At 66.2% G+C, this 22,933-nt stretch carries 23 protein-coding genes; 11 read left to right on the top strand and 12 right to left on the bottom strand.

Annotated elements, in window-relative coordinates:
• Positions 1–120: 120 nt before the first annotated feature.
• The 3 genes from H8F24_RS04165 to H8F24_RS04155 are packed head-to-tail and all read right to left on the bottom strand — an operon-like array spanning position 121 to position 3,465.
• The gene (locus H8F24_RS04165) at positions 121–1,002 is read right to left on the bottom strand and encodes a transglutaminase family protein (RefSeq protein WP_197171071.1); all 882 of its coding nucleotides are present in this window, start codon (positions 1,000–1,002) and stop codon (positions 121–123) included.
• A 31-nt stretch (positions 1,003–1,033) separates the two neighbouring features.
• Positions 1,034–2,014, bottom strand: a complete 981-nt coding sequence (locus tag H8F24_RS04160) for an alpha-E domain-containing protein (protein ID WP_197171069.1) — start codon at positions 2,012–2,014, stop codon at positions 1,034–1,036.
• A complete protein-coding gene (locus H8F24_RS04155) occupies positions 2,008–3,465 on the bottom strand; it encodes a circularly permuted type 2 ATP-grasp protein (protein WP_197171067.1) in 1,458 nt (485 codons plus the stop codon). Before H8F24_RS04155 ends, H8F24_RS04160 begins: the two co-directional genes overlap by 7 nt.
• A 515-nt stretch (positions 3,466–3,980) precedes the next feature.
• Here H8F24_RS04155 and H8F24_RS04150 point away from each other — a divergent pair.
• Entirely contained in the window at positions 3,981–5,072 is a 1,092-nt protein-coding gene (locus H8F24_RS04150) for an IS630 family transposase (RefSeq protein WP_197169690.1), read from the top strand.
• Positions 5,073–5,214: 142 nt separating this feature from the next.
• Here H8F24_RS04150 and H8F24_RS04145 read toward each other — a convergent pair whose 3' ends face one another.
• Positions 5,215–6,762, bottom strand: coding sequence for an IS1182 family transposase (locus tag H8F24_RS04145; protein WP_197169597.1), 1,548 nt, complete (start codon positions 6,760–6,762; stop codon positions 5,215–5,217).
• A gap of 282 nt (positions 6,763–7,044) precedes the next feature.
• On the opposite strand from H8F24_RS04145, the gene H8F24_RS04140 reads away from it, so the two are divergent.
• Positions 7,045–7,539 carry a PilZ domain-containing protein gene (locus H8F24_RS04140; RefSeq protein ID WP_197158217.1) on the top strand — a complete coding sequence of 165 codons (495 nt, stop codon included), beginning with the start codon at positions 7,045–7,047 and terminating at the stop codon, positions 7,537–7,539.
• Between the two features lie 32 nt (positions 7,540–7,571).
• Here H8F24_RS04140 and ureC read toward each other — a convergent pair whose 3' ends face one another.
• The 4 genes from ureC to H8F24_RS04120 all read right to left on the bottom strand — a co-directional run bounded on the left by ureC (position 7,572) and on the right by H8F24_RS04120 (position 10,966).
• Positions 7,572–9,299, bottom strand: coding sequence for an urease subunit alpha (gene ureC, locus H8F24_RS04135; RefSeq protein WP_197171065.1), 1,728 nt, complete (start codon positions 9,297–9,299; stop codon positions 7,572–7,574).
• A 68-nt stretch (positions 9,300–9,367) separates the two neighbouring features.
• Positions 9,368–9,685, bottom strand: a complete 318-nt coding sequence (locus H8F24_RS04130; RefSeq protein ID WP_197158221.1) for an urease subunit beta — start codon at positions 9,683–9,685, stop codon at positions 9,368–9,370.
• 29 nt (positions 9,686–9,714) lie between these two features.
• Positions 9,715–10,017 carry an urease subunit gamma gene (locus H8F24_RS04125; RefSeq protein WP_197171063.1) on the bottom strand — a complete coding sequence of 101 codons (303 nt, stop codon included), beginning with the start codon at positions 10,015–10,017 and terminating at the stop codon, positions 9,715–9,717.
• Between the two features lie 73 nt (positions 10,018–10,090).
• On the bottom strand, positions 10,091–10,966 hold the full coding sequence (locus tag H8F24_RS04120; protein ID WP_231598089.1) for an urease accessory protein UreD: 876 nt from the start codon (positions 10,964–10,966) through the stop codon (positions 10,091–10,093).
• A 68-nt stretch (positions 10,967–11,034) separates the two neighbouring features.
• Between H8F24_RS04120 and H8F24_RS04115 the strand changes: the two genes are divergently transcribed.
• The 8 genes from H8F24_RS04115 to urtE all read left to right on the top strand — a co-directional run bounded on the left by H8F24_RS04115 (position 11,035) and on the right by urtE (position 18,412).
• Positions 11,035–11,616 carry an urease accessory protein UreE gene (locus tag H8F24_RS04115; RefSeq protein WP_197171061.1) on the top strand — a complete coding sequence of 194 codons (582 nt, stop codon included), beginning with the start codon at positions 11,035–11,037 and terminating at the stop codon, positions 11,614–11,616.
• The gene (locus tag H8F24_RS04110) at positions 11,606–12,271 is read left to right on the top strand and encodes an urease accessory protein UreF (protein ID WP_197171059.1); all 666 of its coding nucleotides are present in this window, start codon (positions 11,606–11,608) and stop codon (positions 12,269–12,271) included. Before H8F24_RS04115 ends, H8F24_RS04110 begins: the two co-directional genes overlap by 11 nt.
• The gene (gene ureG, locus H8F24_RS04105; RefSeq protein ID WP_197159016.1) at positions 12,268–12,876 is read left to right on the top strand and encodes an urease accessory protein UreG; all 609 of its coding nucleotides are present in this window, start codon (positions 12,268–12,270) and stop codon (positions 12,874–12,876) included. The genes H8F24_RS04110 and ureG overlap by 4 nt, the downstream gene beginning before the upstream one ends.
• Before the next feature lie 160 nt (positions 12,877–13,036).
• Positions 13,037–14,326, top strand: a complete 1,290-nt coding sequence (urtA, locus tag H8F24_RS04100; protein ID WP_197158227.1) for an urea ABC transporter substrate-binding protein — start codon at positions 13,037–13,039, stop codon at positions 14,324–14,326.
• 117 nt (positions 14,327–14,443) lie between these two features.
• Positions 14,444–15,601, top strand: a complete 1,158-nt coding sequence (locus H8F24_RS04095; RefSeq protein ID WP_197158229.1) for an urea ABC transporter permease subunit UrtB — start codon at positions 14,444–14,446, stop codon at positions 15,599–15,601.
• A gap of 3 nt (positions 15,602–15,604) precedes the next feature.
• On the top strand, positions 15,605–16,798 hold the full coding sequence (urtC, locus tag H8F24_RS04090; protein WP_197171057.1) for an urea ABC transporter permease subunit UrtC: 1,194 nt from the start codon (positions 15,605–15,607) through the stop codon (positions 16,796–16,798).
• A complete protein-coding gene (gene urtD, locus H8F24_RS04085) occupies positions 16,795–17,580 on the top strand; it encodes an urea ABC transporter ATP-binding protein UrtD (RefSeq protein WP_197158233.1) in 786 nt (261 codons plus the stop codon). The genes urtC and urtD overlap by 4 nt, the downstream gene beginning before the upstream one ends.
• Before the next feature lie 76 nt (positions 17,581–17,656).
• Complete coding sequence (gene urtE / locus H8F24_RS04080; protein WP_197171055.1) at positions 17,657–18,412, top strand: urea ABC transporter ATP-binding subunit UrtE; 756 nt, start codon at positions 17,657–17,659, stop codon at positions 18,410–18,412.
• 95 nt (positions 18,413–18,507) lie between these two features.
• Here urtE and H8F24_RS04075 read toward each other — a convergent pair whose 3' ends face one another.
• From H8F24_RS04075 to queC, 3 genes are read right to left on the bottom strand one after another with little or no spacing between them, the layout of a single operon-like run.
• Positions 18,508–19,365: an aminotransferase class IV gene (locus H8F24_RS04075; RefSeq protein ID WP_231598088.1), complete on the bottom strand. Its 858-nt coding sequence runs from the start codon at positions 19,363–19,365 to the stop codon at positions 18,508–18,510.
• Positions 19,362–20,792: an anthranilate synthase component I family protein gene (locus tag H8F24_RS04070; protein ID WP_231598087.1), complete on the bottom strand. Its 1,431-nt coding sequence runs from the start codon at positions 20,790–20,792 to the stop codon at positions 19,362–19,364. The genes H8F24_RS04075 and H8F24_RS04070 overlap by 4 nt, the downstream gene beginning before the upstream one ends.
• The gene (gene queC / locus H8F24_RS04065) at positions 20,789–21,457 is read right to left on the bottom strand and encodes a 7-cyano-7-deazaguanine synthase QueC (protein ID WP_197159017.1); all 669 of its coding nucleotides are present in this window, start codon (positions 21,455–21,457) and stop codon (positions 20,789–20,791) included. Before queC ends, H8F24_RS04070 begins: the two co-directional genes overlap by 4 nt.
• Before the next feature lie 212 nt (positions 21,458–21,669).
• Here queC and H8F24_RS04060 point away from each other — a divergent pair, with 212 nt between their 5' ends.
• Complete coding sequence (locus tag H8F24_RS04060; RefSeq protein ID WP_231598086.1) at positions 21,670–22,224, top strand: ecotin; 555 nt, start codon at positions 21,670–21,672, stop codon at positions 22,222–22,224.
• 21 nt (positions 22,225–22,245) lie between these two features.
• Here the strand turns inward: H8F24_RS04060 and H8F24_RS04055 are convergent, their stop codons facing one another.
• Entirely contained in the window at positions 22,246–22,890 is a 645-nt protein-coding gene (locus H8F24_RS04055) for a 7-carboxy-7-deazaguanine synthase QueE (RefSeq protein ID WP_197159020.1), read from the bottom strand.
• Between the last annotated feature and the right edge of the window lie 43 nt (positions 22,891–22,933).

The following is a 22,933-nucleotide window of genomic DNA, read 5'->3' as shown; positions in this document are numbered from 1 at the left end:
AAGGGCGCGGCACAGTGCCGCATCTGGATCAAAGGGTGGTCCCTTCATGCTCCCCGCTGGGGTGGCGATGCTGCACCAATCGCTACCGATGATGGGGGTTTCGGCATCTCTTCGGCTTCGTCAGACGGCCGCCAGCGCTTCTGTCATGGCCAGTTCTTCGGCTTCGATGCTCCACTCCAGCTCACTGGTCACCTTGGGGGGGCCGGAGAAGCTGCCGGTCACGGCGGCGGTCAGTTCCGGCTTCGAGGAGGTGGCCACCGGGATGTAGCGATCGTCGATGGCGCCCATGCCGCTGGGATCAAAGGCCCGCCAGCCGGCCCCCGGCAGGTACACCTCCGCCCAGGCATGCAGGTCATAGCGTTTCGGCCTCGGCTCCACCAGGTGATAGCCGCTCACGAAGCGGGCCGGCAGGCCCACGCAGCGGCAGGTCTCGATCATCAGCATCGCCAGGTCGCGGCACGATCCCACCCGCTCCTTGAGCGTGCGGCCGGCCGGCCAGGCCGGGCCGATGTGACGCTGGGTGTATTTCACCCGGTCCTGGATGATCTCCACCAGCTGCGTCAGAAACAGCAGCGCCCGCTGGTCGGAGCCCATCAGCGCCTCCTGGGCCAGGTCCACCGCCGCCGGATCGTGCTGGCCATTCGGTAGCCAACCCTGGAGACTTCCCAGCAGATCGCAATTGAGATGGCCCATCGGATAGGGGAGCAGCGGCTCGTTCTCCTCAAGGCAAACGGCCAGGGCTGCCGGCACCAGGGTGTCCACCACACTGGTGGCCTTCACCTCAAACACCTCCGTGGCATCGAGAAAGCGGGCCCGCAGGATCTCATCGCCGCTGGCGGCGATCAGGGGGTAGAGGCGGCTGGGATCGGGGGTGATGCTCAGCTCGAAGGAGCGGAGGTGCTGAAAGCCGTGGCCGCGGGGCCTGAGACAGAAACGATGGGGACCGAGCAGCACCGGTGCGCTGTAGCGGTACGTGAGGGTGTGGGTGACGCGGGCGCGCATGCCGGTGGAGTGGAGCCGCTGGATGGGGAGATCAGGCGTCGGAGCTGTCGCTGCTCTCCGAGCTGGTGGGGATGGCCACCTCGAAGTAACGGGCCTCGATCAGATCGTGGATGGCGTTGAGATCGCTCTGAAAGGCATCGATCGCCTCGTGAAGACCAGTGGCGATCAGATCGTCGATGCGGGTGTAACTCCAGCGGGCCAGGGTGAGGCCGCTGAGGCATTCGAGCGCATCGGGAGCGCCGGGCACGGAGCGGCCCTGCACGATTCTCAGGGTGTCGTGAATGCGCTCCAGGCAGTAACGCACCGAACGGGGAAACACCGGATCCAGCAACAGAAAGGCGGCCACGGCCTTGGGTTCGATCGCCCGCTGGCTCGACTGACGAAACATCTGATAGGCCCCGGCCGAACGCAGCAGGGAGATCCACTGCAGTTCGTCGAGCACACCACCCACTTCCGCCGGGCTTGGCAACAGCAGGAAGTACTTCACATCAAGGATGCGGGTGGTCTTATCGGCCCGCTCGATCAGGCGACCCAGTCGGCTGAACTGCCAGGAGAGGTCGCGGCTGAGGGTGGCATCGGTGATGCCATAGAACAACTGGCAGCCCCGCCGGATCTCATGGAGCTGCTCCTGGGGAGGCTTGCGCCAGAACGCCTCATTCTCCTGCAGGGTCCAGTAGAGATCGTTGATGTGCTCCCACATCTCCGTGGTGATCACCTCGCGGATCTGGCGGGCGTTCTCACGGGCGATGGCGATGCAATTGACGATGCTGTTGGGGTTCTCGACCTCATGCACCAGAAACTGCACCACGTCGGTGGGCGAGCCTGCCGGGCAGAGCTTGTCGAACAGCTCGCGATCCCCACTGGCGTCGATCAGGGGCAGCCAGGGTTCAGCGCTGCCGGGCGGGCAGTCGAGCGCCATGGCTTCACTCACCTCCACGAAACGGGAGATGTTTTCGGCCCGCTCCACATAGCGGTTGATCCAGTAGAGCGATTCAGCGACGCGGCTCAGCATGCGCCCACCTCCTCGGCCTGGCGTTCGTCCACGATCCAGGTGTCCTTGCAGCCGCCCCCCTGGGAGGAGTTCACCACCAGGGAGCCTCGCCGCAGGGCGACGCGGGTCAGCCCTCCCGGGCTGACCCAGGCCCCCTTGCCGCGCAGCACGTAGGGCCGCAGGTCGACATGGCAGGGGAAGAGTTCACCGTCGCTGAGGGAGGGAACGGTGGAGAGGTCCAGGGTGGGCTGGGCAATGTAATTGCGGGGATTGGCCTTGATCTTGTCGGCGAACTCGCTGATCTCAGAGGCGCTGGCGTGGGGGCCGATCAGCATGCCGTAGCCACCGGCCTCGGCCACGGCCTTGACCACCAGTTCGCCGAGATGTTCCAGCACGTAGGCCTGATCCTCGTCGCGGGAGCAGAGATAGGTGGGTACGTTCTCGATGATCGGCTCCTCGTGGAGGTAGTAGCGGATCATCTCCGGCACATAGGCATAGATCAGCTTGTCGTCGGCCACGCCGGTGCCGGGGGCGTTGGCGATCGCGACGCGGCCGGCGCGGTACGCGGCCATCAGGCCGCGTACCCCCAGCATGGAGTCGCTGCGGAACACCGCCGGATCGAGGAAGTCGTCGTCAATGCGGCGATAGATCACATCCACCGCCTCGAGGCCGCTGGTGCTGCGCATCCAGACCCGATCGTCCTGGCAGATCAGATCACGCCCCTCGACCAGCTGAATGCCCATCTGCTGGGCGAGATAGCTGTGCTCGAAATAGGCACTGTTGAACACACCCGGCGTCAGCAGCACCACCTTCGGCGTTTCGGTCCAGGGAGCGAGTTCCCGCAGGGTCTGCAGCAGGTGAGAGGGGTAATCGTCGATCGGCTGGACGGTGCGGCCCTGGAAGAGGCTGGGGAACATGCGTTTCATCACGCGCCGGTTCTCCAGGAAGTAGGCCACCCCGGAGGGGCAGCGGAGGTTGTCCTCCAGCACGCGCCAGGTGCCTTTGCCATCGCGCACCAGATCCAGGCCGGAAATGTGGCACCAGCGGCCCAGCGGCAGCTGGAATCCCTGCATCTGGGGGCGCCAGCCCTGGGAGCTCTCGACGTCGGAGCGGGGGATGACGCCGTCGTTGAGGATGTTCTGATCGCCGTAGACATCGGCCAGGAAGTGGTCGATCGCTTCGAGGCGCTGGATCAGTCCGAGTTCCAGCCGCTGCCATTCCCCGACAGCGATCAGCCGTGGCAGCGGATCGAAGGGCAGGATCCGCTCGACGCCACGGTTGCCGGAATCATTGAGGCGGAAGGTCGCCCCGAGACGTTTGAGCAGCATGCCGGCGGCGGCATGGTTGCGGTTGAGTTCCTCCAGCCCCAGATTGCCGAGCGAGGAGAGCAGGGGCCGCAGGGCCGCCCGGGGTTCATCGGTGGAACTGAAGTACTCGTCGTAGCCGCGGTTGGGTTTGTACTCGGTAAACATGTCCCGGCTCCGGCTGACCTTGGCGGATCATGCTGAGCGTCGGGGGCACCTCTGGGTATGAATAGCTACGGAATGGCTGCTTGGCGTCAGGAGCTTCAAGTCCTCTTCCGCTGCTTTCCTGGCCAGGGGTCCGTGCCGAACAGCGCAGATGCCTCAATCAGCCTAATCGCGCCGGAGGTCGGCTCCGTTCTGTGGGTGCCGGTCTTGGCTGAGCAGCTCTGTGTGTCGGCAGGCGTGCACGACGGCGACGGGGCTCGGATGTCATCTCTGGCGGGTTGATCGGTGACTGCTGGGACCGTGTCTGAAGACGGTGCTGCGGGGGAAGCCCGTGCTGGTAAGGCCTGAGCTGGCAGGTGGGGATGCTTTGGCCTGAAGCGTTCTGGGGCTGGTTGCACGGAGTCGTGGCGCAGGCAGCCGGATCCGTTGTGACGGTGACAGGTTGTTCCGAGAATCCGCGCCTAGTATGCCGTCCCGGAAATAACAGCTAGAATCGAGAGTGTCACCCGAGGTGCCTTGTGGCGCTTGGTCGTCCGATGCCTCCGCTGGTCCTCAGCGAGGACGAGGTTCAGCAGTTGCGGGCCCTTGCAAATTCCCGGTCGTTGCCGCATTCGATCGTGCAGCGCGCTCAGATCGTGCTGGCCTGCGGTGCCGGCGAGACCAACACCGCCATCGCCAAACGGATGGGGCTGACGGGGATGACCGTTGGCAAGTGGCGCAAGCGGTACCGGGAGCTGGGCCTGGAGGGCCTGCATGACGAGCTGCGGCCGGGTAGGCCTCGCACCTACGAGGACGACACGGTGGCGGAGGTGATCAACCGGGCACTGCAGACCAAGCCCACCGATGGCAGCACCCAGTGGTCTGCGCGCTCCCTCGCGGCTGCCACCGGCATCTCCAAAACCACCGTTCACCGCTGGCTGCAGACTTTCTCGGTCCAGCCCCACCGGCAGAAGTCGTTCAAGCTCTCCACCGACCCGTTCTTTGTGGAGAAGGTCCGCGACATCGTCGGCCTGTACCTGAACCCTCCGGATAAGGCGATGGTGCTCTGCGTCGACGAGAAGACGCAGATCCAGGCACTGGACCGCACCCAGCCGCTGTTGCCCATGGGCCTGGGTTACGTGGAGGGCGTCACCCACGACTACATCCGCCACGGCACCACCACGCTGTTCGCTGCTCTGGATGTGGCAACAGGCGAGGTGATCACCCAATGCAAGCCCCGCCATAGGCATCAGGAGTTCCTGGGGTTCCTGCGCCAGATCGAGAAGTCGGTCCCCGAGGAGCTTGATGTCCACTTGATCGTCGACAACTACTGCACCCACAAGCACGCCAAGGTGAGGGCCTGGCTGGCGCAGCGGCCCCGCTTCCACGTGCACTACACACCGACCTACGCCTCCTGGATCAACCAGGTGGAGCGTTGGTTTGGGATCATCACCCAGCGGGCGATCCGACGCGGCAGCTTCTCCAGCGTCAAGGAGTTGATCTCCAAGATCGAGCAATTCGTGGCGGCCTACAACAAGACCAAGGCGCCGTTCAACTGGACGGCCACAGCGGATTCAATCCTGGAGAAGCTCCAGCGACTTTGCTCGCAGATCTCCGGGACGGCACACTAGGAGTTTGTTGCCAATAGAGCAGCGAGCCCCTGGTCACGACGAATCCCGGTGAGGTGAGCTCTGAGGTCTACCTCTCCCGCTGAGCTGGTTCATTGGGGCGAGGTTGACTCAGCCCTGGCGGCATTGCCAGGGTCTCTACCCCTCATCCCGTCGCTGCTGCCCAGAGCTGCTGCTGTGATCGCCTGTACCGGAACAACTTGAGCAGGTTGTGGGTGGCAGCGATCAGATGCCATTCACCATCGACCTTCTCCAGGCCCCGCAAGAGAAACCGCCGCAGGCCCCGGCCTTCCTTGATCTGGCCGTTCACCGGCTCCACGATCGCTTTGCGCTGGGCGTAGATCCTGGATCCCTTCTTGCTTCTGATCTTGCGGGCCATGCGGGTTCTGGCGTCGGCATCTCTGGGCAGCGGTCCTCGCTGTGGCGGTGGCGGCTTCCCATGCGGCAGACGGCCGGTGGCGATGTAGGCGTCAATGCCAAGGTCCTCACAGTGACCTGCGTTGTCGTCGCTCCAGTAGCCCGCATCCATCGTCATCACGTCCGGCAGTTCACCGGCGCTGGCGGCGATCCGCTCCAGCATGGGCTCCAGGTGCTCCACGTCCGGTGGCTGGTTGCTGACGCCCACCGCCACGATCACCTGGTGGTCACTGTCGACCGCCAGCTGGCAGTTGTAGCCCTGCAGGTAGGTGCCGCCGGACTGCATGAGGTGGCTGTCGGAATCTGTGAAATTCCGTTGGGTCTTGGCCGTCGGTGTGCCGTCAGCCTTTCTCGCCAGACCACGCCTGGGCATCGCGTCAGAGGCGAGTGGCTCCAGATCTGGTGGCTCGAGGCCAGCGCTCTCGGCGGCCTCGATGGCTTTGTCCCCCGCCGCTGCTGCCTTTGCCGCTGCGGCTTCCGCTTTCCTGTTCAGCTCGGCCTGCTCAGGGGCCGATCCATCCGATTCCTCGGCTGCGGTCGCTTTGGCTCTGGCCTTCTCGGCTTCCTCCTGCCGCTGCCGCGCTGCAGCTGCAGCGGTTTCCGCCTCCATCTCCTTGCGGGCCTGACGGATTTTTGCGAGGCGGCCCTGCTTGTGGCGCAGCTCATCGGGAAGTTCACTGCCCAGGTTTCCTTTGCCGTAGCGCCGGTCTTCCTGGGCATCCAGGATCTCGGCCTTGCGGATCAAGGCGTTGATTTCCTTCTGGAGCTCCTTCTCCGCCCTGAGCATCCGCTCGTGGCTCATCGCCTTGTGCTTGGAGGCATTGGCCTGCACCTTGGTGCCATCGAGGGCCACATGGCCCAGGCTCACCATCCCCGCCTTCTGGCACAGGCGCAGGATCTGAATAAACAGGCCCTTGAGGGCATCAAGGTTGCGCCGGCGGAACTCGCTGATTCGGCTGTGGTCCGGCTGCTGGTTGCCGGTCAGCACGCGGAATGCCAGATCCTCGTAGCAGGCCCGCTCGATCTTCCTGGAGGAGACGATGCCCACGCAGTAGGCGTAAAGCAGCAGCATCGTCATCATGCGTGGATCGAATCCCTTCTCTCCGCGGGGGTCCTTGGCCTGAGCGGGTACGAGGATCGCGGAGAGATCCAGCTCATCCACCAGGTCCAGCAGGAAATACACCTGGTGGTCTTCTGAGAGCCACTCACGCGGTGACGGCGGCAGCAGGGTGGCCTGCTGCGGCTGCCAGGGGCGAAAGGTCTTGCGCTTCTGCATGCCCGAGTGTATCGCCCAGATCCATTGCAGTCACTGGGATCTGGGCAGATTGATGGGCGGCTGTGGAGAGACTGGGTGCTGATCTATGCGCGACAGGCTCCTAGTGTGTGAGGGTGAGATTGGCAAAGAAATCAGAATTGACTTTCTGCAGGGGATAAGCCTGCACTGACCGGGTTGTCCAGTCGATGCATCCGCTGAGAGGCGGTTGCCTGCCTGGCAACGCCGCTCCGACCCGAGACCTTGCCGCGCAACCTGGCCCAGCTCGTTCCGTGCCCCCTTTCCATGACCTCCCAGGGCCATTACCTCCCCTTCAGTGATTCCGATCCCGGCCTGGCCACTGAAGGGCTGGAGTATCCGGGCAGTTTCTTTGCCGGCACGACCCTGCAGCCGTCCATTGGCCCCAGCGACGATCAGGACTCCCGCCGACATCTGCGCAATCCAGTGGAGGCCTGCCGCCCGATTGCCGTGCAGGTGCTGGATGATCTCGGCCAACCTGCCTCTGCCTGGTATCTCGCCGACATCCTTGATGTGAGCGTGGGCGGCTTCTGTCTGCTGATTACGGAAGACCAGCCCATGCCCCTGGCCCAGCGCCTGCGGATACGACTGGATGTGCGGCCCCATCCCTCCTTCGGCGTGGACGTGATGCCGGCCGTGCTGCGCTGGTTCGTACGCTCCGGCTTTGTGGTCACCCTCGGCGTGGGCTTTGAGAAGCCCCTCGACTCGCTGCCCCTTCTGCTGCCCTGCCGCCGGTCCACCAAGCGTCAAATCACTGCCTGACCAGCTTGTGCAGGCTCCTTACCCGGCAAACATCACAGTAAGAAGTAGCGCTGCGCCATCGGCAGCACCTCGGCGGGCTCGCAGGTGAGCAGCTCGCCGTCGGCGTAGACCTCGTAGGTCTGGGGGTCGACCTCCATTTTGGGTAGGGCCGTGTTGTTGCGCATCGCCCCCTTGTCGATGCCGCCGCGGGTGTTCACCACGGGAACGCAGGGCCGGCTCAGCCCCAGGCGCCGCGGCAGGTCGTCGTCCAGGGCAGCCTGGCTCACGAAGGTGAGGCAGCTGGGGGCCAGGGCCCTGCCGTAGGCGGCGAACATCGGCCTGCCGTGCACAGGGCCCGGGGTGGGGATGGAGGCGTTGGCATCGCCCATCTGGGCCCAGACGATCGAGCCGCCCTTGATCACCAGTTCCGGCTTGACGCCGAAGAAGCCCGGTTTCCACAGCACCAGATCGGCCAGCTTGCCCACCTCCACCGAACCGATCTGGCTGTCGAGGCCGTGGGCGATGGCCGGGTTGATCGTCACCTTGGCGATATAGCGCTTCAGTCGGCAGTTGTCGTTGCGGCCGCCGCCGGGGCCCGCCGCATCGTCCGGCAATGTGCCGCGCTGCACCTTCATCTTGTGGGCGGTCTGGAAGGTGCGGATGATCACCTCCCCCACCCGCCCCATGGCCTGGGAGTCGCTGGCGATGATGCTGAAGGCGCCGAGATCGTGGAGGATGTCTTCGGCGGCGATCGTCTCGCGGCGGATGCGCGACTCGGCGAAGGCCACGTCTTCCGGGATGCGCGGATCAAGGTGGTGGCACACCATCAGCATGTCGAGGTGCTCCTCCAGGGTGTTGCGCGTGTAGGGGCGGGTTGGATTGGTGGAGCTGGGCAGCACGTTGGCTTCGCCGCAGATGCGGATGATGTCCGGCGCGTGGCCGCCGCCGGCCCCCTCGGTGTGGAAGGTGTGGATGGTGCGGCCGCCGATGGCGCGAATCGTGTCTTCCACGAAGCCGGCTTCGTTGAGGGTGTCGGTGTGGATGCAGACCTGCACATCCATCCGATCCGCCACCGAGAGGCAGCAGTCGATCGCGGCCGGGGTGGTGCCCCAGTCTTCATGCAGCTTCAGGGCGCAGGCGCCGGCCCGGACCTGCTCCTCCAGGGCTTCCGGCGTGCTGGCGTTGCCCTTGCCGAAGAAGCCCAGGTTGACCGGCAGGCCTTCGGCGGCCTGCAACATGCGGGCCAGGTGAAAGGCGCCGGGGGTGCAGGTGGTGGCATTGGAGCCGGTGGCCGGGCCGGTGCCGCCACCCAGCAGGGTCGTCACCCCGCTGGCGAGGGCGGTCTCGATCTGCTGCGGGCAGATGAAGTGGATGTGGGTGTCGATCGCGCCCGCGGTCAGGATGTGCCCCTCGCCGGCGATCGCTTCCGTGCCCGGGCCGATCACGATGTCGACGCCATCGCTGATGTCGGGGTTGCCCGCCTTGCCGATCGCCACGATCCGGCCATCGCGCAGGCCGATGTCGGCCTTGACGATCCCCCACCAGTCGAGGATGAGGGCATTGGTGATCACCGTGTCCACAGCCCCGGCGGCGCGGGTGGTCTGGGCCTGGCCCATGCCGTCGCGGATGACCTTGCCGCCGCCGAACTTCACCTCATCGCCATAGGTGGTGAAGTCGCGCTCCACCTCCAGGATCAGCTCGGTGTCCGCCAGCCGCAGGCGGTCGCCGGTGGTGGGGCCGTAGGTCTGGGCGTAGGAGCGGCGATCGATGCGGTAGGGCATGGCCGGAGCTTGGGGGGAGACCGGCCAGGGCCGGGAGGCGGAGGACTGGTGGAGTTGGAAACGGAGGATCAGTCCAATGGACCGTTCACCAGGCCGTTGAAGCCGAACACCTGGCGCTCTCCGGTGAACGGCACCAGCTGCACCTCGCGGCTGTCGCCCGGCTCGAAGCGGATCGCGGTGCCGGCCGGGATGTCGAGCCGCAGGCCCCGGGCGGCGTCGCGGTCGAACCTGAGGGCACTGTTGGCCTCGTGGAAATGGAAGTGAGACCCCACCTGGATCGGCCGGTCGCCGCTGTTGGCCACCAGCAGGGTGGTGACCGGCCGCCCGGCGTTGAGTTCAAGCGTGCCGGGTTCGCTCAGCAGTTCGCCGGGAATCAGGGGGGCCATGGTGAGCAGTGTTGGAGGGGGTATCGGGATCAGCGGATCGGGTCATGCAGGGTGACCAGCTTGGTGCCATCAGGAAACACGGCCTCGATCTGCACCTCGTCGATCAGTTCAGGCACGCCTTCCATCACCTGCTCGCGGTTCAGCCAGGTGCTGCCTGTGGCCATCAGATCCGCCACGCTGAGGCCGTCCCGGGCTCCTTCGAGCACCTGAAAACTGAGCCAGGCCACGGCCTCGGGATAGTTCAGCTTCAGGCCCCGCTTGAGGCGACGCTCCGCCAGCAGGGCAGCGGTCACGATCAGGAGCTTGTCTTTCTCCTGGGGGGTGAGATGCATGGCGGCGGCACGGCGGCTCCACTCTGGCAGCGATCCGTGGACTCGACCGGTTCAGATGGAACCGAATGGCGCCTCACGACCCGCAGGACAGCAATGGCTGCTCCTGGAAGGGCCACACCCGCGGCAGTTCCGGTGGCGGCAGACCCTGGCTGAGGCGGATGCGCTGCCAGATCCGGGTGAACCAGAAGCGGGCCGCCTGGCTGGAGGGGCCGCGGTAGCGGGCCACCAGGCCCTGATCCAGGGCGCCACAGGCCATGTCGCCCTCCAGGCCGCTCCGGTCCTGGCGGCAGGCCTCCAGCAGTCCGTCGCGCTGCTCGAGAGCCAGGGGGGCAGGTGACGCCCACACCAGCGAGCCGAACACCGGCTGGCCGGCCATGCCATGGGCGCTGTCGAGGGCGGCCCCACCCAGCTCCAGGCGATCGACCAGCTCCCAGCGGGGGCCGATCGGTGTCTGGCGTCGGATCTCCAGCGCCGAACGCCAGCGGCCTGGCCCCAGGTCTTCGCCGGCGGCGGTGAGGCCGAGGCGCACCACCTCCATCGCCAGGAAGGAGGCCCCTTCGCTCAGCTCCACCCGCAGATCCTGCTCAAACAGCCCACCGCCGTAGAGCACCAGTTCCTGGGGCAGCCACTCCAGATCCGCCCCCGCGGCCAGCACGAAGCGCAGCTCTTGCCGGGCCCAGCTGCCGGCGGGGGCGCGGCGGGAGCGTCCCACCGAGCCGTAGACCTTCTGGGCGGCCACGCTGGTGAGCAGGGCGCGGCTGCCGGCGTCCAGGTCGGCCTCGATCGTGAGGCGGTCGCCGCCCACCAGGCCGCCGGCGGTGTGCAGCAGCGGCAGTTCGCAGCGGCCATCGCTCTGGCGGAAGGCCCGCTGCAGCTTCAGCGGTGCCGTTGCCCAGCCCTGGTGGAGCGAGCCGCGTTCCGGGTCTGCCGCGGCCAGGCTGAAGCGCAATCGGGCCTGGCCGTGCCACGTTGCGCTGGCGGGTGGGGTGGAGATACTCAGCCCAGCGAGTCACCGCCATGATCCCCGCCGCAGCCTCCCTGTCGCCAGAGCCTCAACCGCCGGTGCTGACACGCCGCTTCTTCGGCGGCAACCCCGCGGCGTTGCGGCTGGCCCTCAGTGCTGAGGAGCGCCAGTGCCTGCGGGGCCGGCGCCACAGTGTCTGCGGCAGGCCCCTGCTGTTGCACCTCCCCCGCGGCGAGGCTCTGCAGCCCGGCGAGCTGCTGGCCCCCGCCTCGGGGGACGAGCTGCTTGTGCGGGTGGAGGCGGCGCCGGAACCGCTGTTGCAGGTGAGGGCTGCTGACCCCCTGGCGCTGCTGCAGGCGGCTTATCACCTCGGCAACCGCCATGTGGCACTGGAGATCCAGCCCGGCGAACTGCGGCTTCTGCAGGATCCGGTGCTGGCCCATCTTCTGGAGCACCGAGGTCTGTGGCTGCAGGCGATCGTGGCGCCGTTCCTGCCGGAGAGCGGGGCCTACGGCCACGCCGATGCACACAGCAACGCTGATGCACATAGCCACGCTGATGGACATGGCCATGCTCATGGGCACAGCCACGAGCATGGCCACAGCCATGCTGCTGCTCACAGCCATGACGGCTGATCCCGCCGCCGCTGCCCTGGCCCGCCTGCGGCTGTACCAGTTGGTCAGCCCGGCCTTGCCGGTGGGCGCTTTCAGCTACTCGGAAGGCCTGGAGGTTCTGGTGCAGCAGGGCAATCTGGCCGATGCCGCCGCCGTGCGGAGCTGGCTGGAGGCCGAGCTGCGCTTCGGCACGGTGCGCCTGGAGGCGGCAGCTCTGTCCACCCTGATGCAGATGGAGGACTTCGCTGCGCTGCTCCGGCTGGATGGCTGGCTGCTGGCGATGCGGGAAGCCCGCGAGATGCGGGCCCAGCAGCGCCAGATGGGTCAGTCGCTGCTGCAGCTGCTGCGGGCGCTTGGATTCGTGGTGCCCGCTGAGGATCTCGCCTGGCCCGCCGCCTTCGCCCAGGCCGGTCGGGTGCTGGAAATCGGAGCTGCGGAGCTCACGGAGGCCTATCTCTACGGCTGGGTCGCCAACCAGCTCAGTGCCGCGGTGCGGCTGGTGCCTTTGGGCTCCACCGATGCCCAGCGGCTGCAACTGGCCCTGGCACCCCTGATTGCCTCTGAGGCCGCCTGCCTGGCCGAAACGGACCCCCAGACTCTCTGGAGTGGCGGGGTGGGCGCTGCTCTGGCCCAGTTGCGCCATGCTGAGCTCTACTCGAGGCTGTTCCGGAGCTGATGAGCAAGCTGCGGGTTGGAGTGGCAGGCCCGGTGGGATCGGGCAAGACGGCGCTGGTGGAGGTGCTTTGCCGCCGCCTGCGCCAACGGCTGGAGCTGGCGGTGGTGACCAACGACATCTATACCCAGGAGGATGCCCAGTTCCTCACCCAGGCGGGGGCCTTGCCGCCGGAACGGATCCGGGGTGTCGAAACGGGAGGTTGTCCCCACACCGCCATCCGGGAAGACTGTTCGATCAACCGGGCGGCGGTTCAGGAGCTGGAGCAGCGCTTTCCTGATCTCGATCTTGTGCTGGTGGAGAGCGGCGGCGACAATCTGGCCGCCAGTTTCAGCCCGGAACTGGTGGATCTGTGCATCTATGTGATCGATGTGGCCGCTGGAGACAAGATTCCGCGCAAGGGCGGACCCGGCATCACCCGCTCGGATCTCCTGGTGATCAACAAGATTGATCTGGCTCCCCATGTGGGGGCCAGTCTGGCGGTGATGGAGCGCGACACGTTGCGCATGCGGGGGGAGAGGCCGTGGTGTTTCACCAACCTCCACAGCGGTGAGGGCGTGGATCGGGTCGAAGGATTTCTGCTGCAGCAGTTGCCCGGCCTGGCTTGAGCTGCGTCCGGCTGTGGATGCGCGCTTGATGGGCGGTTGAACAAACAGTAGCGGCGGCTACAAAGTTTGGAATGCCCACCTACTTACCGTCCGACAACCGCTGCGAGGCGGACAACAACAAGCGCATTTTTCCGGAGAGCTCTCTATGAAGCCATTCGCGATGCAGAAATCGTCCCTGCGTCTGATTGGTGGCGCCACCGCATTGGCCACTGCCTTCAGCCTGGCAGCCTGCGGCGGTGGCGGCGGCGGTGAGTCCGCCTCCGGCGACTTTGACGGCGAAGTGAAGGTCGGGATCCTCCATTCCCGTTCCGGCACCATGGCCATTTCCGAGAACACGGTGGCCGAAGCCGAGTTGATGGCGATCGACGAAATCAATAAGGAAGGCGGCGTCAAGATTGGGGATAAGAGGCTCAAGATCGTCCCGATCGAAGAAGATGGCGCCTCCGATTGGCCCACCTTTGCCGAGAAGGCGAAGAAATTGATCGATCAGGATCAGGTGGCCGTGGTGTTCGGAGGTTGGACCTCCGCCAGTCGCAAGGCGATGTTGCCGGTCTTCGAAGCCAAGGACCACTTCCTCTTCTACCCGATTCAGTACGAAGGGCAGGAGTGCTCCGCGAATATCTTCTACAGCGGCGCAGCTCCCAACCAGCAGGCCGAGCCTGCGGTGGAGTGGCTGCTGAAGAACAAAGGCAAGGATTTCTTCCTGGTGGGCTCGGATTACGTCTATCCGCGCACGGCCAACACCATCATGAAGGAGCAGCTCAAGACCCTGGGCGGCAATGTGGTGGGTGAAGACTATCTGCCCCTGGGCAACACCGAGGTGGCTCCGATCATCGCCAAGATCAAGCAGGCTCTGCCCAATGGCGGTGTGATCGTCAACACCCTGAACGGCGACAGCAACGTGGCCTTCTTCAAGCAGATGAAGGCTGCAGGCATCACCCCCGCCAACGGCTACTCGATCATGAGCTTCTCGATCGCCGAGGAGGAGGTCGCAGCGATCGGTCCTGAGTATCTGGAGGGCACCTACGCCGCCTGGAACTTCTTCCAGAGCCTCGATACCCCTGGATCCAAGAAGTTCACCGAGGCCTTCAAGGCCAAGTACGGCGACAACCGGGTCACCAATGACCCGGCTGAATCCGCTTACATGATGGTCTACCTCTGGGCCAAGGCTGCCGAGAAGGCCGGCACGGTCGATAACAAGGAAGTCCGTAAGGCCTTGATCGGCGTCAGCTTTGATGCTCCTCAGGGAACGGTGACGGTGCAGCCCAACCACCACACCGAGAAGCGCGTGCTGATCGGTGAAGTCCAGAAAGACGGCATGTTCAAGATCCTCGAGGACAAGGGTTTCGTCAAGCCCGTGGCCTGGAACCAGTTCGTGCCGGAAACCAAGGGCTACACCTGCGACTGGACCCGCACCGACGTGGAGAACCCCGGCAAGTTCAAGATGTGATCGAGCTGGATCCGGGCGGCAAGCCTGGATCCCTCGTTCGGGATTCGGCCACCGGACTCCGTCGCGGTTGCTGCTTTCACGAGGGGGAGTGCGCTCCCCCTCTTTTTGTACCCGGCGATGACACTTCTCTACGACACTCTCTTCAACGGCCTGGCAATCGGCTCGGTGCTTGTGCTCGCCGCCCTCGGGCTGGCGGTGGTCTTCGGTCTGATGGGCGTCATCAACATGGCCCATGGCGAGTTGATGATGCTTGGCGCTTACAGCACCTTCGTGGTGCAGAACCTTTGCAAGAATGGTCCCCTCGAAGCGCTGTTCCCGATCTACATCCTGATCGCCATTCCCGTGGCGTTTCTGGTGAGTGGTCTGGCGGGCCTGTTGCTCGAGAAGACGGTGATCCGCCGCCTCTACGGCCGGCCCCTCGAGACCCTGCTGGCCACCTGGGGGGTGAGCCTGATCCTGCAGCAATTTGTCCGTTCGGTCTCCAGCGCCTTCTTCCTGGGCCTGCTGCTGACCGTGGCCCTGGGTCTGCTGGCTCCCCGGATCACCCCGGCCGTGTGGTGGAAGCAGCGCTGGACTCCCCTGCTCGGAACCGGCAGCTGGCTGATTGCCGGCGGCGTTGGCATCGCGCTGGCCTCAGCGCTGGGGGAAGTGCGCCAGCTGGATCAGCCCTGGTTCAGCGCCCGCAACCTCGACGTGACGGCACCACTTTGGCTGCGTGATTCCCTTGATTTCGGCGGTGTCACCATGCCCACCGCCCGCTTATTCATCCTGGCCCTCACGGCCGTGGCCCTGATCGGTGTCACCTGGTTTCTTCAGAAGAGTGTCTGGGGTCTGCGGATCCGCGCCGTGACCCAGAACCGGCCGATGAGTGATTGCCTCGGCATTCCAACCGAAAAGGTGGATGCTCTCACCTTCCTGGTGGGATCCGGGCTGGCTGGCGTCGCCGGGGTGGCTGTCACCCTGCTGGGTTCGGTGGGTCCCAACCTGGGCGGTAATTACATCGTCGACTGTTTCATGGTGGTGGTGCTTGGTGGTGTGGGCAAGTTGCTCGGCACCGTTGTGGCGGCCCTGGGGATCGGCGTGCTCAGTTATGTGATTGGCTCCGGTTCCCTCCTGCTGGTCTGGCCTGCGATGCCGGCAGGTCTCAATGAGGTGGTCACCTTCTTCGCCACCACCTCCATGGCCAAGGTGATGGTGTTTGCCCTCGTGGTGGTGTTCCTCCAGTTCCGTCCGGCGGGTCTCTTCCCACCGAAGGGCCGCCTGGTGGAGGCCTGAACCATGGCAAGTCCTTCCACCTCAGCCTTGACATCTGCCGGCGGCGGCAGCCCCTCAGGTTTCGTGCGCCGCTGGCTGCCCTGGATCCTTCTGATTGCGGCGGCCCTGATTCTGCCTTCGGTGCTTCCGCCCTTCCGGCTCAACCTTTTAGGCCGCTTCCTCTCCCTGGGCATCGTGGCCCTCGGCATCGATCTGATCTGGGGCTTCACCGGTATGCTCAGCCTTGGGCAGGGCATCTTCTTTGCTCTGGGCGGTTATGCCCTGGGTATGCATCTGCAGCTCACATCGCTGCAGCCCGGCCAGCTGCCTGAATTCTTCGGGCTCTACGGCGTCAAGGAGTTGCCGGCGTTCTGGCAGCCCTTCAATTCAGCCGTCTTCACCTTTTTCTGCCTCTGGATCCTGCCGGCCCTGGTGGCGGGAGTGCTCGGTTTTCTGGTGTTCCGCAACCGGATCAAGGGGGTCTACTTCTCGATCCTCACCCAGGCGGCCCTGCTGGTTTTCTTCAACTTCTTCAACGGTCAGCAGAAGTTGATCAACGGCACCAATGGACTCAAAACCGATACCGCGCGCATCTTCGGGGCCCTGGTGGGCAGTGATGCGATGCAGCGCAATCTGTTCTGGGTCACGTTGCTGCTGGTGGTGCTCAGTTGGTTCCTCTGCCGCTGGCTCACCCGCGGCCGTTTCGGTGACGCCCTGATCGCCATCCGCGACGATGAACCGCGCTTGCGCTTCACCGGCTACAACCCCACGGCCTATAAAACCCTGGTGTTCGCCATCGCCGGTGCGATGGCCGGAGTCAGCGGTGCTTTGTACACGGTGCAGTCTGGAATCATCAGCCCTCAGTACATGGCGGTGCCCTTCTCGATCGAGATGGTGATCTGGGTGGCGGTAGGTGGCCGCGGCACCTTGATCGGTGCGGTGCTCGGTGCGGTGCTGATCAACTATGCCAAGAGCCTGATCAGTGAGCAGTTGCCTGAAACCTGGCTCTTCATCCAGGGTGGTCTGTTTCTGCTCGTGGTCACAGCCCTGCCCGATGGTCTGGTGGGGTGGTGGACCCAGGGAGGCCCAGCCAGGATCCTGGCCATGCTGGGAATTGCCCCCCTGGCCCCCACCTATCCCGAGATCGATTTCGATCCTGCTGTTCAGGCTGAAGCCGAGGCTGTCCAATCCGATCCAACCCCCGGAGGTTCCCCATGAGTTCCGCCGCTTCCGCTCCTGTTTTGGATTCAGCCACGCCTCTGCTGGAACTGCGCCAGGTGAGCGTCAGTTTTGACGGCTTCTGGGCCCTCAATGATCTCAATCTGTCACTGGCTCCTGGTGATCTGCGGGCCGTGATCGGCCCCAACGGTGCCGGAAAGACCACCTTTCTCGATGTGATCACCGGCAAGGTGCGTCCCACCAAGGGGGATGTGTTCTTCCGTGGCCGTTCGCTGGTCGGGCTGCCGGAACATCGCATCGCCCGGCTCGGCATCGGCCGCAAGTTCCAGACGCCACGGGTGTATCAGAACCTCACGCCCCGTCGCAATCTCGAGCTCGCGGTCAGCCGCCGCGCCTCACCTTTTGATCTGTTATTCGGGCGGCTCGACGCCACCGCCCGTGATCGGGTGCAGGAGCTGCTCGAGGTGGTGGGCCTGCATCCCTACGCCCATCAGAAGGCCGGGGGCTTGTCCCACGGTCAGAAGCAGTGGCTCGAGATCGCCATGCTTGTGGCCCAGGATCCCCAGGTCTTGCTGGTGGATGAGCCGGTGGCCGGCCTCACCGATGAGGAAACCGAGCTCACCGCCGCACTCCTGCGCCAGCTGGCCGGTGCCCACACCGTGCTGGTGATCGAGCATGACATGGAGTTCATCCGCGATCTGCAGGCCCCCGTCACGGTGCTGCATGAAGGTCATGTGCTCTGTGAGGGATCGATGGATGAGGTGCAGAGCGATCCCCGTGTGATCGAGGTGTACCTCGGTAGCGACACCGAAGCCGCCTGAACGCCAGTTCCCCTTCCTTCATTCCTCTTCGGCTGTTTGATCACGCCGTTCAGTCACGCCGTTCCGCCTACCCCTGATGACCACCAGCCCCCTCACCCAGCCGGCCGCCTCGGCCACCGCCTCCGGCCCCCTGCTGGAAGTGCAGGGCCTGAATGTGTACTACGGCGAGAGTCACATCCTGCGCAATGTTGATCTCAGCGTCAGATCGGGTCAGATGGTCTGCCTGATCGGCCGCAATGGTGTCGGCAAGACCACTCTTCTCAAGACCGTGGTGGGCCTGTTGCGGCAGCGTTCTGGCTCGGTGGAGCTGGAGGATCGGGAGGTCTCGCGTCTGCCGCCCCACCAACGGGCCCGGGCCGGCATCGGCTACGTGCCCCAGGGGCGGGAGATCATCCCCCAGCTCACGGTGCGGGAAAACCTGCTGCTCGGCATGGAGGCTCGGCCGGGAGGTCTGGCGCAGCATCGCCACATCGACCCGCTGGTGTTTGAGCTGTTCCCGGTGCTGGAGAAGTTCCTGGCCCGCCGCGGTGGTGACCTCTCCGGTGGCCAGCAGCAGCAGCTGGCGATCGCCCGCGCTCTGCTGGGCAAGCCCAAGCTGCTGCTGCTCGATGAGCCCACCGAAGGCATCCAACCCTCAGTGGTGCTGGATATCGAACGGGCCGTGCGACGCATCATTGAAACCACCGGCATCAGCGTGTTGCTGGTGGAGCAGCACCTCCACTTCGTTCGCCAGGCGGATTGGTATTACGCCATGCAGAAGGGTGGTGTGGTGGCCAGTGGACCCACAGAAGAACTCAGCAAGCAGGTGATTGATCGCTTCCTGAGCGTCTGAATTTCTGAGCGTCTGATTGCAGCGGCACCGTGGGCTGATTCTGGGCCGGATTCCGATTCGGATCACAGCAGACTCAGTCTCACTGACTCGATCCGTTAACGCGCTGGAGACAGGAGTTGGCGCCAGAACTGCTTCACCTGACTCACGCTTGGCAATGGCTTGGCTCCGACCTGGCTGATCGGCCTGCAGCCAAGGCTGTTCAGCAGCAGGGCGCCGTCACCTCTGACCAGATCCTGTTCGCTGATCGGCCTTTCCTTGGCCAGGCCATGGCGGAGCGCCTGCTGGCGCATCACCCCGGGCAGGCAGCCGCTGCTCAGCGGTGGTGTGAGCCAGCGACCGCCGCGCCGCAGCAGCAGATTGGCGCTGGTGCCGCAACACAACCCGCCGGAGCTGCTGGGCAGCAGGGCGTCGTCGGCGCCTGAGGCAGCGGCCTGGCGGCGGGCCTGGATGGCGGAGCCATAGGCGAAGGTCTTGCAGCGGCTCAGCAGGCTGGTGGCGCTGCGGGTTTCGCTGGGGCTCACGATCACGTGCACGGGTTCGAAGCAGGCCGTTGCGGCGCTGAGGCTGAGCCAGAAGCGGTGGGTGCTGTGCAGCGGCACGGCGAGGCCACGGCCGCTGCTGCCCCGTGTCCAGTTGAGCCGCAGGGCACCGCTGGTGATGCCGCTGCGCGTCACGGCCTCAGTGATCAGGGGAACCAGGCGCGCCTGATTGGGCGGCGGTGCCAGGCCCAGCAGCGCAGCGGAGCGGTGCCAGCGGTCCAGATGGGCGCTCAGCAGATGGGGTTGGCCGGCTTCGATCAGCAGCGTCTCAAACAGGCCATCGGCGAGCAGCAGCCCCCGGTCGCTGAGGGGCAGGGCCAGCTCGTCAGGATGGCCCCAGGAGCCCTGGGGGCTGGGGATATCGATCCAGGCGATCACGGCCGGGAGGCTGGTTGACTCAGGTGGGCTGATCACGCCAGGGCCTCCAGCAGGGGCCCCAGCTTCCAGCCCAGCTCCTCCGCCTCATCGTGGGGGTCGGAATCGGCCACGATGCCGCAGCCGGCATGGGCCCGCAGGGTGCGGCCCTGCAGGAACAGCGAACGGATCAGGATGCTGCTGTCGAAGCTGCCGTCGTGGGCGAGGCGGAACAGGGAGCCGCAGTAGGGCCCGCGCGGCACCGGTTCGAGCCCATGCAGCCGCCGGCAGGCCCGCACTTTCGGTGCCCCTGTGATCGAGCCGCCCGGCCAGCAGGCCCGGAGCAGGTCCACAACTCCCAGCCCGGCGCGCAGCTGACCCTGCACCACCGAGGTGAGGTGATGCACCTGCGCGTAGCTTTCCAGGCCCACCAGCTGGGGTACCTGGATCGAGCCCGGCACGCACACCCGGCCCAGGTCGTTGCGCAGCAGGTCGACGATCATCACGTTCTCGGCCCGGTCCTTGGCGCTGCTGACCAGATCAGCGGCGGCATCCGCGTCGATCGCCGGGTCGTGGTGCCGCGGCCGGGTGCCCTTGATCGGCCGGCTTTCCACCAGACCGCTGGCGCTTACCTGCAGGAAGCGCTCCGGTGAGGCCGAGAGGATGGCCTCCACAGGGGTCTGGGCCGGGTTGCTCCCCTCGGTTCCCGCTGCAATCGCCAGCCCACCGAAGGGCGCCGGGCAGCTCCGCCGCAGCCGTTGGTAGAGCGCCAGGACATCGACGCGGCCCGTCAGCTCCTGCTCGCAGCAGGCGGTGAGATTGGCCTGGAACAGATCCCCGGCGGCGATCCAGTCGCGGATGCGCTCCACGCCGGCGGCAAAGGCCGGCCCATCGGTGTGCCAGCGCCAGTTCTCCAGCCGCAGGCCGGGCTCCGGTGGCGCCGGGTGAGCCATGGCTGCGCGTATTGCAGGGGCTGCGATTGGTGCTTGTGTTGCGCTTGCCTGGGGGGGTGTTGGGGCCAGGGCCTCGATCGCTGCGGTCATCGCCGCCAGCCGCGCGCCATCGTGGCCCTTGAGCCGCAAACAGCCTGCGGCCGCGTCGAACTCCAGCACCGGATCGTGGCGGGCGGCCCAGAGTTGGGCCATGGCCGGAGATCGCCAGGCTTCGCCGGTCTCCACCCAGCCGCCGGCCTCGTACGACAACCAGCCCATCCAGTGGCCGCCGCCGTCCACCATCGCCGCCAGCGCCGCGAACGGATCCCGGGCGCCGGGCTCACCCGGCAGGCCGCGGCAGCTCACCACCTCCAGCGGCGCCAGGCCCACCAGACTGCGGCGCCCCAGGGCGGTGCCGTCGCCATCGAGCCAGACCAGGCCGTCCTGGCCGTGCTGTTCCGCCAGCGCCTGAACCACCACCGCCGGATCCCGCCAGGCAATGGTGCGGCGCTGCAGCCCACCGCTGGCCCGCCAGCCCGTGAAAGGCTCGATCACGGGGCCTGGTGGCTGGCGAGGTCGGGGCGGCCGGCCTCGATCAGGGCGGCATCGCGGATGCGGCAGCTGTCGCACATCCCGCAGGGGGCGTTGCCGCCGCTGTAGCAGCTCCAGGTGGCCGCGATCGGCACCCCGAGCCGCAGGGCTTCCTGCACGATGCGCGTCTTGCTCCATTGCACCAGCGGCGCCCAGAGCTGGATGCCGCGGCCCTGGCGCCCCGCCTTGCTGGCCAGGTCGGCCAGGTGCTGGAAAGCCTCCAGGTAGTCGGGCCGGCAGTCGGGATAGCCGGAATAGTCGACCGCGTTCACGCCCAGGGCCAGCCGCTGGGCACCCCGGGCTTCGGCCAGGCTCAGCCCCAGGGCGATGAACACGGTGTTGCGGCCTGGCACATACGTGGATGGGATCACGCCCTCCTCCACGCCGCCGCTGGGCACGGCCATGGCCAGATCGGTGAGGGCTGAGCCGCCCCAGGCCGCCAGGTTGACGCTGATCGTGTGGTGCTCCTCCAGCCCGAGGCTGCGCGCCACGGCGCTGGCGGCCTCGAGTTCGCGGCGATGGCGCTGGCCGTAGTCGAAGGACAGCCCGATCACGCGGTGGCCTGCTTCCAGGGCCAGGGCGGTGGCGGTGGCCGAATCGAGGCCGCCGGACAGCAGAGCCACGGTCAGGGGCCGGGGATCCGTGTGAGGCGGGGAATCAGGGGAAGCGGCGGCGCGCAAGGCGGCGGAGGCAGGAGCGTGCAGGAATACTGGCGGATCCGGCCGCGCCGGTGCTTGCCCGCACGCCTGGATCTATCTGCCTGTTGGTGGCAGTCCGAAGGCGGAAGCTGCCCCAAAGGGCCGGCGCCCTTCAGGATGGGGATAGCGCCTCATGGATGTCGATGACGGGTTTCCAGGCTCCGGTACCGGTAACTCCGATCGCCCGGATGGCCTTCGCTGGCCTGGCCTTGGGGGTTCTCCTGGCTGGGCAGGGCGCGGCACGGGCCATCCCCCGCCTCGATCTCAAGCCCTTCCCTGCCGCTGCGGCCGGTGAGCGCCGCTGGGTGATCCAGCTGCCGGGCCTGCTGCAGCCCTCCCCCGATCCCGCCCTCTCCCCCCACCCGGCCGACTGGCGGGTGGAGCTGATGGTGGGGCGCACGATGGAGGTGGACTGCAACCATCGACGCCTAGGCGGCTCGATCAAGGCCGAGTCGCTGAAGGGCTGGGGCTACACCATCTATCGGGTCACGGCTCCCGGGCCGGTGGCCTCGACCCTGATGGCCTGCCCGCCCAACGAGAAGCCGCAGCAGGCCTTCGTGACCCTGGGCGGCGGCAAGCCCTTTGTGGTGCCTTACAACGCCAGCCTGCCGATCGTGCTCTATGCCCCCGCCGATCTGGAGGTGCGCTGGCGCCTCTGGAAGGCAGAGAAGCGTCAGCGGCCTGCTCAGGTGCTCTGAGGCTCGGTCTGCAGGGTGTGATCAGCGCACCCCCAGGTTCTTGTGGAGCTGCAGGCTCAGCCGCCAGTCCGGATGGGACTGCACATAACCGAGGGCCAGGCTCTGGCCGTCGGTGCTCTGCCAGCCGGGTTGCAGCAGCAGCACCGGCGGATCCGAGCCATTCCCCGCCCGGAGCCGGCTGGCGGCGCTGGCCATCACCTCCGCGAAGCCAAGGTCGGCCGTCTCGTGCACCACGACCTTGAGTTCGTGGCAGTGGCGCAGCAGATCGTCGGATGGAGGGCGATGCCGCTTCGGCGAGAGGGTGATCCAGTCGAAGTGGCCGCTGAGACGGTCCACCCCGCTGGTTTCCAGGTGCAGCGGCAAGGCCGTGCGCTGGTGCAGCGCAGCGGTGAGCTCGTCGAGATCGTGATGCAGGGGTTCTCCGCCAGTGATCACCACGAAGCCGGCGCCGGCCGCCGCCGCCTGCTGCGCTTCCTTCGCCAGGGCATCCAGACTGTGGAGCGGATGGGCGGCGGCGGGCCAGGAGTGCTTGGTGTCGCACCAGGGGCAGCCCACCGTGCAGCCAGCCAGGCGGATGAAGAAGGCGCTGCGACCACTGTGGACTCCTTCCCCCTGGAGGGAATGAAAGGTTTCCACCACCGGCAGTGCCGCCGCTGTGACAGCGATCTGCAGACCAGCGGCGGCTCCTGGTCGTGCCCCCGCTGCGACG

It is taken from the genome of Synechococcus sp. CBW1002, assembly GCF_015840915.1.
Taxonomy (GTDB): Bacteria; Cyanobacteriota; Cyanobacteriia; order PCC-6307; family Cyanobiaceae; genus CBW1002.
The sequence above is the reverse complement of the archived record's forward strand: the minus strand, read 5'-3'. Positions and strand labels throughout refer to the sequence as shown.

Excerpts from the sequence above, each read along its gene's own strand:
- H8F24_RS04060 (WP_231598086.1), top strand. The coding sequence starts at position 21,670 with ATGACGGGTTTCCAGGCTCCGGTACCGGTAACTCCGATCGCCCGGATG.
- H8F24_RS04145 (WP_197169597.1), bottom strand. The coding sequence starts at position 6,762 with ATGCAGAAGCGCAAGACCTTTCGCCCCTGGCAGCCGCAGCAGGCCACC.
- H8F24_RS04155 (WP_197171067.1), bottom strand. The coding sequence starts at position 3,465 with ATGTTTACCGAGTACAAACCCAACCGCGGCTACGACGAGTACTTCAGT.
- urtC (WP_197171057.1), top strand. The coding sequence starts at position 15,605 with ATGGCAAGTCCTTCCACCTCAGCCTTGACATCTGCCGGCGGCGGCAGC.
- H8F24_RS04140 (WP_197158217.1), top strand. The coding sequence starts at position 7,045 with ATGACCTCCCAGGGCCATTACCTCCCCTTCAGTGATTCCGATCCCGGC.
- ureC (WP_197171065.1), bottom strand. The coding sequence starts at position 9,299 with ATGCCCTACCGCATCGATCGCCGCTCCTACGCCCAGACCTACGGCCCC.
- H8F24_RS04125 (WP_197171063.1), bottom strand. The coding sequence starts at position 10,017 with ATGCATCTCACCCCCCAGGAGAAAGACAAGCTCCTGATCGTGACCGCT.
- urtD (WP_197158233.1), top strand. The coding sequence starts at position 16,795 with ATGAGTTCCGCCGCTTCCGCTCCTGTTTTGGATTCAGCCACGCCTCTG.
- urtE (WP_197171055.1), top strand. The coding sequence starts at position 17,657 with ATGACCACCAGCCCCCTCACCCAGCCGGCCGCCTCGGCCACCGCCTCC.
- H8F24_RS04160 (WP_197171069.1), bottom strand. The coding sequence starts at position 2,014 with ATGCTGAGCCGCGTCGCTGAATCGCTCTACTGGATCAACCGCTATGTG.
- H8F24_RS04095 (WP_197158229.1), top strand. The coding sequence starts at position 14,444 with ATGACACTTCTCTACGACACTCTCTTCAACGGCCTGGCAATCGGCTCG.
- H8F24_RS04165 (WP_197171071.1), bottom strand. The coding sequence starts at position 1,002 with ATGCGCGCCCGCGTCACCCACACCCTCACGTACCGCTACAGCGCACCG.
- H8F24_RS04110 (WP_197171059.1), top strand. The coding sequence starts at position 11,606 with ATGACGGCTGATCCCGCCGCCGCTGCCCTGGCCCGCCTGCGGCTGTAC.
- H8F24_RS04130 (WP_197158221.1), bottom strand. The coding sequence starts at position 9,685 with ATGGCCCCCCTGATTCCCGGCGAACTGCTGAGCGAACCCGGCACGCTT.
- urtA (WP_197158227.1), top strand. The coding sequence starts at position 13,037 with ATGCAGAAATCGTCCCTGCGTCTGATTGGTGGCGCCACCGCATTGGCC.
- H8F24_RS04115 (WP_197171061.1), top strand. The coding sequence starts at position 11,035 with ATGATCCCCGCCGCAGCCTCCCTGTCGCCAGAGCCTCAACCGCCGGTG.